Below are 16490 nucleotides of genomic sequence, written 5' to 3' on the forward strand. Positions count from 1 at the left end.
GGAAGGTGCGGCGCCGGGTGTCCGGCGCCGCACCGACGAAGGGTCAGAGCGTGGTGCACTCGTTCCCGTTGAGCGTCCAGCCCGTCGGGGCCGTCGGCGAGCCACCGTGGCTCGCGTTGTACCCGAACGACACGGACCCGCCGGCGGGCAAGGTGCCGTTCCACGGCATGGCGCCGACGGTCACGTCGCTGCCGGACGTCGTGAACTGTCCGGACCATCCGTTGGAGATCGTCTGGCCGGCCGGGAGCGTGAACCCGACCTCCCAGCCGGAGACCGCGGACCCGGAGGTGTTGGTCACCGTGACGTTGGCCGTCAGACCGTCGTTCCAGGCGTTGGGCGCGGCGTAGGACACGGTGCAGGCACCGGCCGGAGGAGCAGCGTCGGTGGTCACGGACACGGCGGCCGACGCAGCCGACGTGTTGCCCGCGGCGTCGGAGGCACGGACGGCGTAGGAGTACGCGGTGTCCGCCGAGAGGCCCGTGTCGGTGTACGACGTGGTCGTCACCGTGGCGACGACGGCGCCGTCGCGCAGGACCTCGTACCCGGCCACGCCTGTGTCGTCCGACGACGCGGACCAGCTGAGGGTGGCGGCGGAGGCCGTGACGTCGCTCGCGCCCAGACCGCCGGGGACGGTCGGTGCCGTCGTGTCGGTGCCGGAGGCTGCCTCGTCGGTCGTGACCGTCACGGCGGTCGAGGCGCTGGAGCGGTTGCCCGCAGCATCCCGGGCTCGGACCGCGACCTCGTACGAGGTGTCCGCGGACAGGCCGGTCAGCGTGGTCGACGTGCTCGAGCTGGTCGCGGCGACGGTCCCGTCGACGAGCACCTCGTAGCCGGTGACGGCCGTGTCGTCGGACGACGCGTCCCAGCTCAGGGCGACGGACGTCGCCGTGGTGGCACCGGCCGTCAGGCCGGTCGGGGCGGTCGGGGCCTCGGTGTCGGGGTCGACGGGGCCCTCGTCACCGATCGCCGGGTAGGCGTTGGCGACGAGCATCTCGAACTGTGCCTGGAACCACTTGCCGGACAGCGGTGCGCCGGGGAGCGCGCCGGTCAGGTTGCCGCCGACCTGCGGGCCCGAGTAGGTCGGGTCGCACATCCGGTCGAGGGACTTGCCCTCGTCGTTCGGGATCTCCTCGGACGAGCCGTCCGACTCGCCCGGAGGCTTGACCCAGACGAACGCGTCGAGGTGCGACTCGTCGTAGCCCTCAGGGGCGACCGTGGGGCGCTCGCCGAGGCCGGCACCTGCAGGGTTGCACCAGGCGCCGCGGTGCGTGCGGCGGTCGACGCGGGACTCCTCGACGTAGGTGGAGATGTCCGTCGACGAGCTCGCGACCGTGGGTCGGTCCGGGCCGCCCCACCCGTTGCGGGAGGTGTCGATCAGCATGCCGATGTCGGCCGGCGCGCCCTGCGCGACCATCAGGTCGTAGAGGTGCGCGGTCCAGTCGAGCTCGTCGAAGTCGGGGTTCCACTCGTAGAAGTCGGCGGAGCGGATCGGCAGGTTGCCGAGGCTGACGTCGGACGTGATGAAGGGCTCGTCGAGCGGTGTCGAGTTGGCCGTGTTGGTCACGAAGCCGGCGATCGAGTCCCACCCGGCGTCGGTGGACTCGACGACCTCGGCGAACTCCTGGGCCGACCCCTGCGCGTTGTTGTCCCACCCGAGCCATCCGGCGTGGGCGGCGTCGAGGTACGAGTACACGTTGCCGACGTCGTGCAGGGCGTCGAGCGTGTACGCGATCCCCTCCCGGTAGTACGGCGCCGCGACCTGGCAGGGCTGGTGGTTGGAGTTGGTGACCATGTTGGGCAGCGAGTCCGGCTCGATCGTCGCGACGATCCGCAGGTCCTCGTACTCGGGCTGGTCGAGCAGGTCGACGATCTCGTCGACGTACTCGGTCTTGTACCGCTCCATGCCCGCGGGCGTGGCGGGCAGCTCGCCGTTCGACGCGAGCGCGAAGCAGTCGCGCCCCGGCAGGTCGTAGACGACCAGGTTGAAGACCATCGGGACGCCCGGCTCCTTCTGGGCGAGCGCCTCGTCGAGGTGGAACTTCAGGCCGGGGCCGTCGGCGTTGCCGGCGATCGCGCTGATCCGGTCCATCCAGACGGAGGTCGGCTGGGTCGAGACGGCGAGCATGTCGCTCGCGAGCGCGCTGTCGTCGACCTCGGCCGCAGCGTCGACCACGGCCTCGGACCAGAACGGGTTGACGTACTGCGTCGCCCCGACGAACGGGTTGTCGACGCGCGGCTCGGCTGCCGCGGCGGATTGGGTTGCGAACGCGCCGGCGCCGATGAGCGCGGCGGTCGCGACGACTGACGCGCCCTTGCGCAGTCGTTGAGGGGAACGTGACACGAGGTCCTCCCGGGGTCGAGCGTCCGTACCCCGGAGTCCCGGGGCACGCACCGCCGCGGGTTCGTCCGCAGCGACCCGTGCAACGTGACACGAGTCTCACCCGGGTGAAATAGACCTAATCGATTAGGTACTTCTCGGGGGTGGTGCGGTCGTCGCCCGCAGGATCACCTGCGGCGGTGCCGGGGCCTGTGCGTCGAGTACGGGCCCGGCGTCGTCCGGCGTCGCCGGGGCCGCGCCGAGCAGCCCCAGTGTCGCGGCGCCGATCGCGGCGCCCAGCACGGCCCCGGGGAACGGGAGTGCGGTGATCGGCGGCTCGGCCAGCTGGCACATCGTGGAGTCCGACCCTGCGATCACCGAGAGGTCCCACGGGACCCGGAGGCCCAGGCGCCGAGCCGTGTCGAGCGCGATCAGCGCACCGTGGTCGTCGTCGGTCACCAGGGCCGTGGGGGCGTCGTCGGCGGAGAGCATCCGGTGGATCACGGTCGCGGTGCCGTCGTCACCGTCCCCGGTCGCGACGAAGAACTCGCCCTCGGCGGACTCGACCACGCGGCGCAGGACCCGGATCCGACGGGCGGTCGAGCGCAACGCCTCGCTGCCGCCGACGTATCCGATCCGCCGGTGTCCGAGGGCGTGCAGCAGCTCCACGGCCTCGACGAACCCGTCGTTGCCTCCGTCGACGACGGCGACGGACGGCGACGGCTTGCCCCCGCCGACGAGCACGACCGGCGCGTGCCGCCGGCGGAGCGCGCTGACCCGGGCGTCGTCGTCGGTCACGTCCGGGATGACGAAGGCGTCGAAGCGGCGCTCCGCCCACCAGCGCGTCGCGGCGGCACCGGCCTCGGCGTGCGTGGCTTCGAGGTGGAGCGCCAGCTCGACCCCGGCCCGGTTGAGCACCTGCTGCGCACCGACCACGAGCTCGAACAGGTGACTCGACGGCGGGTGCGGCCGTGTGGTCACGAGCATCGCCACGACCCCGGACCGGGCGCGCAGCGACTGGGCCGCGGCGTGCGGCCGCCACCCGAGCTGGTCCGCGACCCGGAGCACTCTGTCGCGGGTCGCGCCCGAGACTCCTGGACGTCCGTTGACGGCGTACGAGACCACCGCGGTCGAGACCCCTGCGACGCGCGCCACGTCGGCTATGGTCGGACGACCGGTAGCAAGCGGACGATTCGGGCGAGATGAAGTGACCACGGTCACGAAGCATGCACCGCATCGGCAGGCTTGTATAGCGGTACGGACGTTGACGACGACGTGGACGGGGGCGTGGCGATGGCGAGCACGCGCAGGTCGAGGGGTGGCGGCCCATGGACGCTCGGTGTCCTCTCACCGGTCGTCGGCGGGTACTACTTCGGCTGTCTCCTGAGCGGGATCGCGCAGAGCGCCCGCGAGGGCGGGCATCGCGTCGTGGCGGTGCAGACCTACCCCTCGGACCTCGAGCGGGACGAGTTCCCGGAACGCCCGACGGCGCGGTACCCCGTGGGCCTCGACCGCTTCGACGGCGTGGTCGCCGTCACGTCGGCCGTCGACCACGAGACGTTGCGCGCCGTCGAGGCGTCGGGCGTGCCGCTCGTGCTGCTCAGCGAGCGCGCCGAGGGGGTCTCGGCCCCGGTGGTCACCCCCGACAACACCGGGGGCGTGAGGCTGGCCGTCGAGCACCTGATCGGCCACGGTCACGAACGGATCGGGTTTGTCGGAAGCCTGCTCCAGCCGGACATCGTCGAGCGGTACGAGTCCTACCGCTCGACGCTTCGTGCGCATGGGATCGCTCCCACCGATGCCTGGCTCTACCGCACGGCCGACAACCAGGAGGTCAGCGCGGCCGTGGCGGGTCGGCTCGCGGTGGAGGCAGGCCTCCCTACGACGGCGGTCGTCGCCGCGACCGACCGCAACGCCGTCGGGTTCTCGGCCGCATTGCGGGCGCAGGGGCTGAGTCTTCCGCGGGACCAGGCCGTCGTCGGCTTCGACCACTCCGACTCGGGAGCGCGCGTCCGACCGCGTCTGGCGACGGTCGAGCCGCACCACGACCGCGTCGGCGCGCTGGCGGCGCGACTCCTGCTCGCGAGGATCGGGGGCGAGGACGTCCGCGGCGACTTTCACTGCGCCGCCACCCTGGTCACCCGAGAGTCCTGCGGATGCCTCGGTGGCGGACGCGGCGCCGACCGGGCCGAGGAGGGCGAAGCCTGCCCCCGCGAGCGCCTGCTCACGACCGCCCGCTCGATCTTCGGGGTCTCCGGGGACGGCGAGTCCACATCCGGCCGTGTGGTCCCGACCGTCGACGCCTGGCACGACGCGGTCTGCGAGGTCCTCGACCGCGGTGCGTCCGACCGGGCACCCGGGGCGCGGGCACTCCAGGCGATCGCGGACGCCACGGCGGCCCTGCGACCGCATCCCGAGGCGTTGGAGCGGTTGATCCCCGCGATCCGCGCGGTGGAGGACGCGGTCGCCGACCGGGTCCGTGCGCCGCGCCCGACGCGGGCCTCGGCAGCTCGTGTCCGGGCCGTCCGTGCGGTCGGGACGGACCTCGTCACGGCCGTGACCACCGGGTGTTCCCAGGTGAGTCTTCACCGCTCCGGCCGGCTCGAACGGATGATCGCCGACCAGTACGAGCTCGACCTCGACCTCATGCACGCCGACCGCGACGAGCTGCGCGGACTCGACTGGATGCCGCGCGGCCACCGTGGCGCGGCGACCCTGGCGCTGTGGGCCGACACCGCGGGACGCCAGGGTGCGGGCGGTGGTCGCGAGCTGGAGGTCGTCGGGACCACCCTCACGACGCCGGAGGCGCGGCCGATGATCGGCCGCCGGATCCCGCGGTCGGCATTCCCTCCGCCGGCTCTCGTGGGGACCGAGGCCGCAGGTGCGCCGATCACGTTCGTCATCCCCGTGACCTTCGAGTCGAGCAACTGGGGCGTGCTGATGATCGACGGCGCGGTCGACACCCGCGCCACCAGCGCCCGGGACAAGTTCGACCACTGGGCGGTGATGCTGGCGGTCGCGCTGGACCGCGAGGAGAAGGCCGCGGCGTCCCGCGAGCAGCAGGCCGCGCTGGAGAGGGCCGCCGACCGGGAGCGGCGGCTCGCGCTCGAGGTCCGGGCCTCCGCGGAGCGGTACGCGCTGGCCGCGGACGCGGCGCTGGAGGGGACGTGGGACTGGGACGTCGTCTCCGGCGTCGTCTTCTACTCGGCCCGGTGGAAGGCCCTGCTGGGCCACACGGGCGACGAGGTCGGGCAGCGCATCGACGAGTGGACCGGGCGTGTCCATCCGGAGGACCTGCGCGAGGTGCAGATCGCGATCGCGGCCCAGCTGGCCGGGGACCGCGACCCGCTGGTCCTGGAGCACCGCCTGCGAGGGGCGGACGGGGAGTACCGGTGGATGCTGTGCCGGGCCAGGACGGTCGACGACGACGCCGGCCGGAGGGCCCGGATGGTGGGCATCCTCGTCGACAACTCGGATGCGAAGCGTCGCGAGGCGGAGCTCCGGAGCCGGGCTCTCGTCGACCCGCGTACGGGGACCGTGCACCCCGAGCTCTTCGCCGACCGGCTCGACGGGGCCATCGGGCGGGCCCGTGGTCCTGCCGCCTACGACTCCGGCGTCGTCGCGGTCGACGTCACCGAGGCGAGCGACGTGACGCGCTCCGTCGTGCGCTCGGTGCTCGAGCCCGGGGACAGCCTGTGCGTGCGCGACCGGGAGCTGCTCGTGCTGATGGACGGAGACTCGCCCGGGTCGAGGGCCCGGCGTGCCGCCGCCCTCCAGCAGCTCCTCGGCGACGACGCGCAGTGCGCGTCGGTGACGTCGCTGATGCCGTACACCACGGCGGAGGAGGTGCTCCGCGAGCTGCGCGCGGGCCTGTCGCAGGAGCGCGCCCGTCTCAGGCACCGTCGTCGTGAGTCCTGACGTCCGCGGTGGTGGGAAACTGGGGGCGTGAACTCTGCAGCGTCCCTGAACATGCCCGCCGAATCCGCGGAACTGCCCGGCTGGCGCCACGTCTACTCGGGCAAGGTCCGTGACCTCTACGAGCCCGACCTGCCGAGCTACGGCGGCGTGCACCCGCTGGGGGACGTCGTCCTCGTCGTCGCGAGCGACCGGGTCAGCGCCTACGACCACGTCCTGCGCCCGGGCATCCCGGACAAGGGGACCGTGCTGACGCAGCTCAGCCTGTGGTGGTTCGACCAGCTCGCCGACGTCGTGCCCAACCACGTGGTCTCGACGGACGTCACGGTCGAGCCGGGGGACGGGCTCGTGCCGTCCGACGTCGCGGGGCGGGCCATGATCTGCCGCCGCCTCGACATGTTCCCGGTCGAGTGCGTGGTCCGTGGGTACCTCACGGGTTCGGGTCTGGTCGAGTACCGCGCGGGGCAGAACGTCTGCGGCGTGCCGCTGCCGTCGGGTCTCGTCGACGGGTCGAGGCTGCCGGAGCCGATCTTCACGCCGGCCACCAAGGCCGAGCTGGGCGACCACGACGAGAACGTGACGTTCGAGCAGGTCGCGGCCACCGTCGGCGAGGACGTCGCGGCCCGGCTGCGCGAGCTCACCCTCGCCGTCTACGCCCGGGCCGAGCAGATCGCCCGCGAGCGCGGCGTGATCCTCGCCGACACCAAGCTCGAGTTCGGCATCGACCCCACGAGCGGGGCCATCACGCTCGGCGACGAGGTGCTCACGCCCGACTCCTCGCGATTCTGGCCGGCGGACCTGTGGGAGCCCGGTCGCGCCCAGCCGAGCTTCGACAAGCAGTACGTCCGCGACTGGCTGACGTCGCCGGCCTCGGGCTGGGACAAGGCCTCGGACGAGCCCGCGCCGACGCTGCCGGACGACGTCGTCGACCGCACGCGCGACCGCTACCTCGAGGCCTACGAGCGTCTGACGGGCTCGCGTCTGTCCTGACCCACCGCCGTCGACGGTGAGTGAGACGCGAGCGGGACGACGACGCGGGGCCGGTAAGATGTGCGCGGAATCCCGGTGTCGTGGTCCGGCCCGCCCCCGTGGTGGTGTCCGTGGCCAGGCGCCACCATCCCGAGCGCTCGAGGAGCCACCGTGGGACGCGTCGTCGTCGAGGTCATGCCGAAGCCCGAGATCCTGGACCCGCAGGGCAAGGCTGTCGTCGGGGCGCTGCCGCGCCTCGGATTCACCCAGTTCACCGGGGCCCGGCAGGGCAAGCGGTTCGAGCTCGAGGTCGAGGGTGCCGTGACGCCCGAGGTCCTCGCCGCCGCGCGCGAGGCGGCCGAGACGCTGCTCTCCAACCCGATCATCGAGGATGTCGTCCGGGTGGCCGACGCCTCGGAGGAGACCGCCTGATGGCTCTCGACTCCGCCCGCATCGGCGTGGTCACGTTCCCGGGCACGCTCGACGACCGGGACGCGGCGCGTGCCGTGCGCCTGGCCGGCGGCGAGCCGGTCTCCCTCTGGCACGGCGACGCCGACCTGCAGGGTGTGGACGCCGTCGTGCTCCCCGGAGGGTTCTCGTACGGCGACTACCTGCGCGCCGGGGCGATCAGTCGCTTCGCACCCATGATGGACGTCCTCGTGGACGCCGCGAAGGGCGGTCTGCCCGTCCTCGGCATCTGCAACGGCTTCCAGGTCCTGACCGAGGCGCACCTGCTGCCGGGGTCGATGATCAAGAACGACCACCTGCACTTCGTGTGCCGTGACCAGCAGCTGCGGGTCGAGAACGCCGAGACCGCATGGACGCGCGACTACACCGCGGGCCAGACGATCACGGTGCCTCTGAAGAACCAGGACGGCCAGTACGTCGCCGACGAGCGCACGCTGGACGAGCTCGAGGCCGAGGGCCGGGTGGCGTTCCGCTACCTCGGTGGCAACCCCAACGGGTCGCGCCGCGACATCGCCGGGGTCACGAACGCCGCGGGCAACGTCGTCGGACTCATGCCGCACCCGGAGCACGCCGTCGAGAAGGGCTTCGGCCCGGACTCCGCCGACGGCGCGCGCGCCGGGGTCGACGGGCTCGGCTTCTTCACCTCGATCCTGAGCTCGCTCGTCCACGCCTGACGTGGTCACCGACCCGGGGACACGGATCCGCGAGGTCGCGTGGTCCAACCCGCTGGCGGTGGAGCTGCGTCGGGAGTTCTTCGAGCGGACGAACCTGCGGCTCTACCCCGACGGGTTCGGCCATCTCGCGCCCCGCGACGTGTGGGACGCCGACGACGCGGCGATCGGGCGGGCCGTCGTGCTGACGCTGGTCGCGCTCCGCGACGGGGTCCCGGTCGGGCACGCGGCGCTCCGGGCCCCGGACGACGGCGCACCCGCCGGGTCGGTCGAGCTCGCCAAGGTCTACGTCCGGGACCGGGCGCGACGGGCGGGCGTCGCCACCCGGCTCGTCGAGACCGCCGAGAGCGCTGCCCGCGAGCAGGGGTTCGCGTCCGTCGTCCTCGGGACCGGTCCGCTCCAGCTGGACGCCGCGGCCGCGTACGTGAACCTCGGGTACGCACCGATCACGCCGTACCCGCCGTACGACTCGTTCGGCGACGCACTCTGCTTCGCCAAGCAGCTGTGACGAGGACGGCGTGCTGAAGCCGGGCGGCACGACCGAGATTCGCGCCGTCCCGTGGGGCGCACCCGAGGCCGTCGGCCTGCGTCGTGAGTTCACCGAGCAGAGCGATCTCCGCCTCTACCCGCTCCTGTTCGGACATCTCGCGAGTCGGCCCGCCTGGGACGCCGACGACGCCGCGACCGGTCGGGCCGTTCTCCTCACCCTGGTCGCGGACGTCGACGGCCGACCCGCCGCGCATGCCGCGCTGCGCACTCCCGAGGTCGGTGCTCCCGAGGGAGCGCTCGAGGTGACCCGGGTCTTCGTCCGGGCCGGTGCCCGACGACGTGGGGTGGCCTCGATGCTCCTGGCGCACCTCGTCGACGCGGCACGAGATCGCGGGGCGACGTCCCTCGTCCTGGGCACGGGGCCGTCGCAGCCCGAGGCGATCGCCGCCTACGGTCAGCACGGGTTCCGCCCCGTCGAGCCGTACCCGCCCTACGACCGCTTCTCCACGCCGCCGTACGACATGTACGGGCCGGCGCTCTGCTTCGCCAAGCCTCTCTGACCGGCGTGCACAGCGGACCGCCGCTGTCGTCGCCGGGCCTGTGGATAGTGATCCTGCACTGGCACTGACGTTGGTACCTTCGGTCGCGACGCTCGGGGGAAGGGTTCAGGCCATGGGGGCAGATCTGGTGTTCGATCGCGGCGTGGTGCTGGACGCCGCGACCGTGCTTCGAGGTGGCGCGACCGCGCTGTCGACGCGTCTTGACGTCTCAGCCGAGGGATGCGGCAGTCAGGCGGTCGAGCGCGCCGCTGCGGACCTCGCTCTGCGAGCGACGCTCGATCTGCGCCAGTTCCAGGACCGAGTCGTCGAGCTTGTCGGCCGGGCCGTCGACGCGGCAGACGAGATCGACGATGCTGATGCTCAGCTCGCGCGAGTGGTGTCGTGACGTACGCGTCGGACCGCCGTCCCGATGCCGGGGACCTGTCCACTCTGCTCGATCTGCACGCAACTCTTCGTGCGCGGGCTGAGGAGCTAGATGACCTGCGCGCTGCGCTCGGGCGATCCGTCGACGACACGGGAACGGACGCCTGGGCCGGGGAGAGCGGTGAGGCGTGGCGCGTCGAGGTCTCGACCCAGCGGTACGCAGCCGATCGCCTGTCTGGCTGGTACGACCGAGCAGCATCTGCGGTGACGGTCTACGTCGACGCGGTCGAGGAGATCTCCCGCCAGGCGGAGCCGTGGCGCGAACGGTTGGACTCTGCCGAGCTCACGTTGAATCGGCTCTACGGGGACCCCGAGTACACCGGGACCTTGCAGTGCTACGAACCGGCGACCCGAGACATGGTCCGCGCCCGCGTGCAGGCGGACGCCGAACAAGACCAGGACGACGCATGGACGGCTCTGCGAGGGCTGTTCGACGATCGTCGCTGCGCGGACACCGCGCTCTGCGAGGGCCTTGAGGCAGGGATCTCGCCTGCCTGGACCGCGACACGCAGTGCGTTGACCCGCCTCGGGATCGACACCGTCGACGAGCTCACGGATGAACGAGCCTCCCGGGCCATCCTCGAACTGGCGACCACCGTGGCATCCGGCGACGCGGAGGCACAGCAGCGTGCGGACCTCGAGGTGCTGCTCGTGAGGTGGAAGACCGACGACGACGTCGTGGACCGCGTCTTTGCCGAGCTCGGCGGCGCGGCGACCGTCCGGCTCGTCGACGAGGCCGCGAACGCCGGTCAGGTCGATCTCGCAGCGGCAGTGCGATCCGCTCTGAGCACGGCCTCCGCCGACTGGTCCACGGCGGAGGCGCAGAAGTTCACCGGGACACTGATGAACGAGTACACCGCCGCAACCGGCGGAGTCGCGGCCATCGGGTACCTGTTTGCCGACGTCGAGAATGCGCCCCTCGGAGCGGAGCTCGCGACCGCTGCCGCGACCGAGGCGGACAGGATCGAGCGGTTGACGCCTGGAGCCTGGTCCGGTGGATGGTCGGAGATGTCGCTCTCCGGGGTCGGCGGGCTCACCGGAGACAGGGCCCAAGGTGCGCGAGTCAACGACGCGGCGGGCAGGATCCTCCAGACACTCGGGCAGTACCCGGACGCCGCCCTGGACTGGCTCTGGGCGGGCGACGGGGATGCCGTCCACGACGACCGGATCTCCTACTGGTTCGAGACCCGCGACTGGTCGCGGACCGGGGACGGGTTCGAGGGCCCCGCCGCACTCTGGGGCGGGGCGAGCCGTGCGAGCGGCGGGCCTGCCGACGGGTGGACCGACGACGCTGCCAGCGAACGTGTCGCGAGTGTGACGAGCGCTGTCGTCCGGGCACTTGCCGCGAACCAGGAGCTCTTCGGGGAGAACGTCTCCACGGCGGGTTCGCAGGAGCTCGCCCACGCGGTTGGCGTCCACCTTCCTGCACTTGTGGAGTATCCGCTGACCAGCAACTTCGCGGGACAGGTGATGGAAAGTCGATACTGGAAGAAAGCCGCGATCCTCGGGTCAGAACATCCCGTGGCCATCCCTGTGATCGAGGACAGCGAGGTGAAGCGGCTTCTCGCCGTCGTTGGAGGCGACCCGACGGCGCCTTCCGGCGCGCTTCGCCCCTACATCCTCCAGTACGAGGAGCGTGCGATCGAGGCGGGCCTGGACCCTACCAATCCCGTCGATGCCCGGGCCGCCATTGATCGCATCACGACGCTCAGTGGTGCCCTCAGTGGAGCATCAGCGGGGAACGACGCGGCGGTCGCCGTCCGTTACGACGACGGTGTCCGTGAGATGTTCGGTGCGGGAGCAACGGCTGCCGGGGCGGCGCCCGTTCGCGGTGGTTTCGCCGGGGGGGGGTATGTGCTGTCGCTGAGCGCTGGTGCGGCGAGCGACTGCCTCGCGGACCTCGTTGCGACGAGGCATGGCGAAGCACTGGCGCAGGAGGCCGCGGATCAGGTCGAGATCGAAGCGGCACTTCGCTCGTCACTCGAGGCCTACGTCGAACGCCTCGGTCCTGAGGCATTCGGACCATCCGGCGAGGGGACGGCGAGCGTCATCGACGACATCGTCAGTGATCACAACGACTCGTACGACTCGGCGTACCTCCATGCGGAAGGAAAGGACAGATGAGAAGAAGGTGCACGTCGGCATGCCTGGTCGTCGCGTCCGTACTGGCCCTCGCGGCGTGCAGCCCGGACCCGCGGCCTTTGCCGGTGGAGGTGGAGTGGCCTGATGGGGAGCCTGAATGGATGGATGACGACAGGGTTCGCCTGACGTGGGAGCGTGATCTTCTCAGCGCTGCGTCGTGGAACTCGGGGAACTTCTCGGACCCGCGAGCGGCGGAGCTGCTCGGGAGCTCGTTTCTCGGGTCGCGCGCTCGCGCGCGTGCTGCAGAGGTTTACGTCGGCGACGACCTTCTCTTCTCCCGCCCGGCTGCGATCACGGTGTTGTCGATCGAGGAGTCGGGCGAGTACTGGGTCATTCGCACGTGTCGGTCCTCCGGTGAGTACTACCGGCTCGAGGATGGCGTCGTCACGGTGGAGTCGTGGCCCGCCCGCGTCGTTAAAACGCGTCTGAAGGTTTCCGGTGAGACGTACGAAGACGTTGGTAGCGGGGTGGAGGAGGACTGTTCTGCTGCCGGGGCGTCGATACCGCAGTTCGTTGATCCGCCGCAGAAGTCTGATCTTGGGAGTCTGGAGTACGACGAGATCGTCCGCCCCGACGGCAAGAACATCGAGCCGGAGGAGTCGTGGAGCTGGTGAGTCCGATACGGCGGTGGGTTCGTTGGTCTCTTGTCGTCGGTGTCGCGGCTTCTTGTGCGGCGACGCTGACGGCGTGCAGTCCGGAGCCGCGGCCCTTGCCGGTGGAGGTGGAGTGGCCTGATGGGGAGCCTGAATGGATGGACGATCCGCGTGTCCGGACTGTCTGGGAGCGCAATCTCTACGGTGCTGCCTCGTGGAACTCGGGGAACTTCGCGGATCCGCGAGCAAGAGAACTACTTGGAGACTCGTCACTCGGGTCACAGGCCCGTGAGCGTGCTTCCAGGGTTCACATCGGCGACGACCTTCTCCTCTCCCGCCCGGCTGCGATGACGGTGCTGTCGATCGAGGAGGCGGAAGGGAGCTGGCTGATCCGTACATGCCGGTCATCTGGTGATTACTACCGGCTCGAAGATGGTGCCGTCTCGGTCGAGACATGGCCTGCCCGAGTCGTTGAGACACGCCTGAGAACTTCCGAGGACGGGTATGAGTATCTCGGCAGTGGAGGGGTGGAGGACTGTTCTGCTGCCGGGGCGTCGATACCGCAGTTCGTTGATCCGCCGCAGAAGTCTGATCTTGGGAGTCTGGAGTACGACGAGATCGTGGGGCCGGACGGCAAGAACATCGAGGTCGATCCGCTGTGGGACGGGTCGGCGTGAGGCCTGAAGCCGCGTCGGTCGAGCGGTCCCGGACGCCACTCTGGCGGAGCGTGGCGTCCGGGTAGCCGGGCTGTCAGCGCAGCGCGTCGGCCAACAGCTCGAGGGTCGCGGCCCGGCCCGGGGCGGCGTCCATCGGGTCGGACTCGCGCGATCCGGAGACGGGCACGAGCATGAGCTCGTCGACCTCGTACCGGTCGGCCAGGCCGCGCAGGCGGCCGGCGGCCTCGGCCGGCGTGCCGATCACCCAGCGGTCGCGCATCGACGCGATCGCCTGCTCACCGGCCGCGTCGAGCGGGGTGGCCTGCGCCTGCTCGACGGTCTCCTGCGGGCCCATCGGCTTGCCGGTCACCAGGCGGGCCATCGAGCGGAGCTGAGGCAGTGCGCGTGCGTGCGCCTCGTCGGGGTCGTCGGCGACGGAGACGTTGAAGGTGAGGAACGTCGTCGGGCGGGGGAAGGCCTCGCTCGGCCGGTAGTTCTCGCGGTAGAGGCGGAGCGCGCCGTCGATGCCCTGGCCCGAGAAGTGCGAGGCGAACGCGTAGGGCAGCCCCTGCTCGGCGGCCAGACGAGCCGAGTAGTCGCTCGACCCGAGCAGCCAGACCGTCGGTGCGCTCGTCGCGGCCGGGGTCGCGCGCACGTGGTAGTCCTTGCCGTCGCCCAGGCGGAGGCTCGCGCCGTCGGGCGAGGTGAGGGCGAGGATCTGGTCGACGTGCTCGGGGAACTTCTCGACGTCCGACGTCGGCCCGGTGGCCCGCAGCAGGTACGTCACCACGGGGTCGGAGCCTGGTGCCCGCCCGATGCCGAGGTCGATCCGCCCGGGGGCGATCGCCTCCAGGGCCGCGAACTGTTCGGCGACCACCAGGGGGGAGTGGTTCGGCAGCATGACGCCGCCCGAGCCGACGCGGATGCGCTCGGTGCGCGAGGCGGCCGCAGCGATCATCACCGGGGGCGTCGACGCCGCCACGGCCGGCATGTTGTGGTGCTCGGCGAACCAGTAGCGCTCGAACCCGAGGCGGTCGGCGAGCTGGACGAGCGACAGCGAGGCGTGGATCGCCTCCGCGCTGGACTGGCCCGTGCGGACGGGGACGAGGTCGAGGACGGAGAGGCGCGGCGTGGTAGTCATCGCCGGGTACAACGCCGGGCTCGGCACCGATGTTCCGTCTCGTCCGTCACGTTCGCGCGGCTCCCCGGGCGGTGATCGCGTCAGCCCGCGGCGAGCGCCTGCTCGACGTCCTCGATCAGGTCCGCGGGGTCCTCGAGCCCGACCGAGAGACGAACTGTCGTCTCGGCGATTCCGACGGCCGCGCGGCCGTCCGGGCCGAGCTTGCGGTGCGTCGTCGTCGCCGGGTGCGTGATCAGGGACTTCGTGTCGCCGAGGTTGTTCGAGATGTCGACGACGCGGAGTGCGTCGAGGAACTGGAACGACCGCTTCTTCGCCGTCTCGGGGTCCGTGCCGTCGGGGACGTCCAGGTCGAAGGTGACGACGGTCCCGCCGCCCGTCTGCTGCGCGCGGGCCAGGTCGGCCTGCGGGTGTGAGTCGAGGAACGGGTAGCGCACGGCCGCGATCCCGGGGAGCGACTCGAGCTGCTCGGCGAGCCGGTGGGCCGCGGCGTTCTGCGCGCGGACCCGGACGTCGAGCGTCTCGAGGCCCTTGAGCAGCGTCCAGGCGTTGAACGGCGACAGCGACGGGCCGGTGTTGCGGATCATCGTCTTCACGGGGCCGTCGATGTAGTCCGACGACCCGAGGATCGCGCCGCCGAGAACCCGCCCCTGGCCGTCGATGTGCTTCGTCGCGGAGTACACCACGGCGTCGGCACCGAGCTCGAGCGGCTTCTGCATCAGCGGTGTCGCGAACACGTTGTCGAGGACGACGAGCGCACCCGCACGGTGCGCGAGGTCGCAGACCGCACGGACGTCGACGATGTCCTGCATCGGGTTGGACGGGGTCTCGAAGAAGACGACGTCCGCCGGCGTGGACAGCGCCTCCTCCCACTGGGAGAGGACGTGACCGTCGACGTAGTCGGTCTGCACACCCCAGCGCGCGAAGATCTCGTCGAAGATGACAAGGGTCGAGCCGAAGAGGGCGCGGGCCGCGACGATGCGCGATCCCTGGCCGACGATCGCCGCGAGCGACGTGAAGACGGCCGACATCCCCGTCGCCGTGGCGAAGCAGGCCTCGGCCCCCTCCATCAGGCGCATCCGTTCCTCGAACGTGTGCACCGTCGGGTTGCCGTACCGGGAGTAGATGAAACGGTCGGCGTCGCCGGTGAAGGCGGCCTCAGCCTCGGCGGCCGACTCGTAGGCGTAGCCCTGGGTGAGGAACAGCGCCTCGCTGGTCTCGCCGAACTCGGAGCGGCGGTGCCCTCCGCGCACGGCGAGCGTCGCCGGACGGGCGCTCGCGGGCAGAGGCCCGCGGGCACGGCCTCCAGGCACCTCGCCGGGGCCCGAGGGGCCCGCGACGGACCCGTAGGGCGCGCTCATGCGGAGGTCCACGTGGTGCTCGGCAGGCCGGCGACGCGCCACCCGTTCTGGTTGCGGACGCCGAGCGCGTCGGCGTCGCCCTCGAAGCCCTCGAGCACGTTGTACGCGGGGCCGAGACCGGCCGCGGTCGCGGCGGCGGCGGCACCGATCGAGCGGTTGCCCGACCGGCACAGGAACACGAGGGTGCGCCCGTCGCCCGGCGTCACGCCGGCCTCGAGGATGGGGTCGAGGAAGTGCGGGTTCGGGCCGAGCTGGGTGACCCAGGGGGTGTACACGGTCTCCTTGTCGAGCGAGGAGACGTCGGCGACGCCGATCGTGCGCCACTCGCCCTCGGTGCGGACGTCGACGAGCACCGCACGCTCGTCGGTGGCGAGGATCTGCCACGCGTCCTGGGGGGTGATGTGACCGGCAAAGCCGTCGGCGGGTCGGATGTCCGGGGTGCTCATGAGCTCCTCCATCGGTCGTGGCGGTAGCACCCGCGCCCTGAGGGCCAGGGGGGTTGCTGCGGCGTCATCGTGCCAAGTCACTCAGCCGCTCTGGATGGTTGGAGGGATCGTACGTCACCGCGGACCGGCGTCAACACGCCGTCTCAGATTTGATGCCCACGATGCGAGATCGCCTTTTGACAGGCCCGGACCGGCTCGCCATTCTTGGAGGCAGGTCATGAGTGCCAGCGCGAAACCCCGGTTTGCTGGCCGGCAACCCTCCTCCCACGGTGGGGTGCCCCGGGTGACGACCCGGCCGTTCACCAGGTGGTGCGCGGCAAGCGTGGGACGCCGCGGCGTCCC

General features: G+C 71.4%; 15 protein-coding genes and 2 riboswitches. Of the genes, 10 read left to right on the forward strand and 5 right to left on the reverse strand.

Going from position 1 to position 16490, the window contains the following annotated elements:
• Positions 1 to 43: 43 nt before the first annotated feature.
• Positions 44 to 2341 carry a glycoside hydrolase family 6 protein gene (locus Q343_RS0101975; protein WP_029251914.1) on the reverse strand — a complete coding sequence of 766 codons (2298 nt, stop codon included), beginning with the start codon at positions 2339 to 2341 and terminating at the stop codon, positions 44 to 46.
• Between the two features lie 123 nt (positions 2342 to 2464).
• Complete coding sequence (locus Q343_RS0101980; RefSeq protein WP_052366775.1) at positions 2465 to 3472, reverse strand: LacI family DNA-binding transcriptional regulator; 1008 nt, start codon at positions 3470 to 3472, stop codon at positions 2465 to 2467.
• Between the two features lie 138 nt (positions 3473 to 3610).
• On the opposite strand from Q343_RS0101980, the gene Q343_RS0101985 reads away from it, so the two are divergent.
• The 10 genes from Q343_RS0101985 to Q343_RS15055 all read left to right on the forward strand — a co-directional run bounded on the left by Q343_RS0101985 (position 3611) and on the right by Q343_RS15055 (position 13224).
• A complete protein-coding gene (locus tag Q343_RS0101985) occupies positions 3611 to 6235 on the forward strand; it encodes a substrate-binding domain-containing protein (protein WP_155990599.1) in 2625 nt (874 codons plus the stop codon).
• A gap of 51 nt (positions 6236 to 6286) precedes the next feature.
• Positions 6287 to 7222 (forward strand): phosphoribosylaminoimidazolesuccinocarboxamide synthase, encoded by a 936-nt coding sequence (locus Q343_RS0101990; RefSeq protein WP_029251917.1) that lies wholly within the window; start codon positions 6287 to 6289, stop codon positions 7220 to 7222.
• 150 nt (positions 7223 to 7372) lie between these two features.
• Entirely contained in the window at positions 7373 to 7633 is a 261-nt protein-coding gene (gene purS, locus Q343_RS0101995) for a phosphoribosylformylglycinamidine synthase subunit PurS (RefSeq protein ID WP_029251918.1), read from the forward strand.
• The gene (gene purQ / locus Q343_RS0102000; protein ID WP_029251919.1) at positions 7633 to 8343 is read left to right on the forward strand and encodes a phosphoribosylformylglycinamidine synthase subunit PurQ; all 711 of its coding nucleotides are present in this window, start codon (positions 7633 to 7635) and stop codon (positions 8341 to 8343) included. The genes purS and purQ overlap by 1 nt, the downstream gene beginning before the upstream one ends.
• A 1-nt stretch (position 8344) precedes the next feature.
• A complete protein-coding gene (locus Q343_RS14375) occupies positions 8345 to 8848 on the forward strand; it encodes a GNAT family N-acetyltransferase (RefSeq protein WP_052366777.1) in 504 nt (167 codons plus the stop codon).
• Positions 8849 to 8858: 10 nt separating this feature from the next.
• Positions 8859 to 9389, forward strand: a complete 531-nt coding sequence (locus Q343_RS14380) for a GNAT family N-acetyltransferase (RefSeq protein ID WP_052366778.1) — start codon at positions 8859 to 8861, stop codon at positions 9387 to 9389.
• Between the two features lie 112 nt (positions 9390 to 9501).
• Positions 9502 to 9774: a hypothetical protein gene (locus Q343_RS14385; RefSeq protein WP_155990600.1), complete on the forward strand. Its 273-nt coding sequence runs from the start codon at positions 9502 to 9504 to the stop codon at positions 9772 to 9774.
• Positions 9771 to 11936: a hypothetical protein gene (locus Q343_RS0102020; protein WP_029251923.1), complete on the forward strand. Its 2166-nt coding sequence runs from the start codon at positions 9771 to 9773 to the stop codon at positions 11934 to 11936. The genes Q343_RS14385 and Q343_RS0102020 overlap by 4 nt, the downstream gene beginning before the upstream one ends.
• Before the next feature lie 119 nt (positions 11937 to 12055).
• On the forward strand, positions 12056 to 12568 hold the full coding sequence (locus Q343_RS0102025) for a hypothetical protein (protein WP_155990601.1): 513 nt from the start codon (positions 12056 to 12058) through the stop codon (positions 12566 to 12568).
• A 137-nt stretch (positions 12569 to 12705) separates the two neighbouring features.
• The gene (locus tag Q343_RS15055) at positions 12706 to 13224 is read left to right on the forward strand and encodes a hypothetical protein (protein ID WP_155990602.1); all 519 of its coding nucleotides are present in this window, start codon (positions 12706 to 12708) and stop codon (positions 13222 to 13224) included.
• A gap of 73 nt (positions 13225 to 13297) precedes the next feature.
• On the opposite strand, the gene Q343_RS0102035 is transcribed toward Q343_RS15055, so the two are convergent.
• The 3 genes from Q343_RS0102035 to Q343_RS0102045 all read right to left on the reverse strand — a co-directional run bounded on the left by Q343_RS0102035 (position 13298) and on the right by Q343_RS0102045 (position 16148).
• A complete protein-coding gene (locus Q343_RS0102035) occupies positions 13298 to 14344 on the reverse strand; it encodes an LLM class flavin-dependent oxidoreductase (RefSeq protein WP_029251926.1) in 1047 nt (348 codons plus the stop codon).
• An 80-nt stretch (positions 14345 to 14424) separates the two neighbouring features.
• The gene (locus Q343_RS0102040; RefSeq protein WP_029251927.1) at positions 14425 to 15702 is read right to left on the reverse strand and encodes an O-succinylhomoserine sulfhydrylase; all 1278 of its coding nucleotides are present in this window, start codon (positions 15700 to 15702) and stop codon (positions 14425 to 14427) included.
• On the reverse strand, positions 15699 to 16148 hold the full coding sequence (locus Q343_RS0102045; protein WP_029251928.1) for a rhodanese-like domain-containing protein: 450 nt from the start codon (positions 16146 to 16148) through the stop codon (positions 15699 to 15701). Before Q343_RS0102045 ends, Q343_RS0102040 begins: the two co-directional genes overlap by 4 nt.
• 5 nt (positions 16149 to 16153) lie before the next feature.
• A riboswitch (SAM riboswitch) is annotated at positions 16154 to 16249 on the reverse strand.
• Positions 16250 to 16361: 112 nt separating this feature from the next.
• A riboswitch (SAM riboswitch) is annotated at positions 16362 to 16477 on the forward strand.
• The last annotated feature ends 13 nt before the right edge of the window (positions 16478 to 16490 follow it).

Origin of the sequence: Paraoerskovia marina DSM 21750 (genome assembly GCF_000701465.1) — a bacterium.
GTDB classification, from domain to species: Bacteria; Actinomycetota; Actinomycetes; order Actinomycetales; family Cellulomonadaceae; genus Paraoerskovia; species Paraoerskovia marina.

Coding starts and splice junctions, on each gene's coding strand:
- Q343_RS0101985 (WP_155990599.1), top strand. CDS start 3,611: ATGGCGAGCACGCGCAGGTCGAGGGGTGGCGGCCCATGGACGCTCGGT.
- Q343_RS0102025 (WP_155990601.1), top strand. CDS start 12,056: ATGGATGACGACAGGGTTCGCCTGACGTGGGAGCGTGATCTTCTCAGC.
- purQ (WP_029251919.1), top strand. CDS start 7,633: ATGGCTCTCGACTCCGCCCGCATCGGCGTGGTCACGTTCCCGGGCACG.
- Q343_RS0102035 (WP_029251926.1), bottom strand. CDS start 14,344: ATGACTACCACGCCGCGCCTCTCCGTCCTCGACCTCGTCCCCGTCCGC.
- Q343_RS14385 (WP_155990600.1), top strand. CDS start 9,502: ATGGGGGCAGATCTGGTGTTCGATCGCGGCGTGGTGCTGGACGCCGCG.
- Q343_RS15055 (WP_155990602.1), top strand. CDS start 12,706: ATGGACGATCCGCGTGTCCGGACTGTCTGGGAGCGCAATCTCTACGGT.
- Q343_RS0102040 (WP_029251927.1), bottom strand. CDS start 15,702: ATGAGCGCGCCCTACGGGTCCGTCGCGGGCCCCTCGGGCCCCGGCGAG.
- Q343_RS0102045 (WP_029251928.1), bottom strand. CDS start 16,148: ATGAGCACCCCGGACATCCGACCCGCCGACGGCTTTGCCGGTCACATC.
- Q343_RS0101990 (WP_029251917.1), top strand. CDS start 6,287: ATGCCCGCCGAATCCGCGGAACTGCCCGGCTGGCGCCACGTCTACTCG.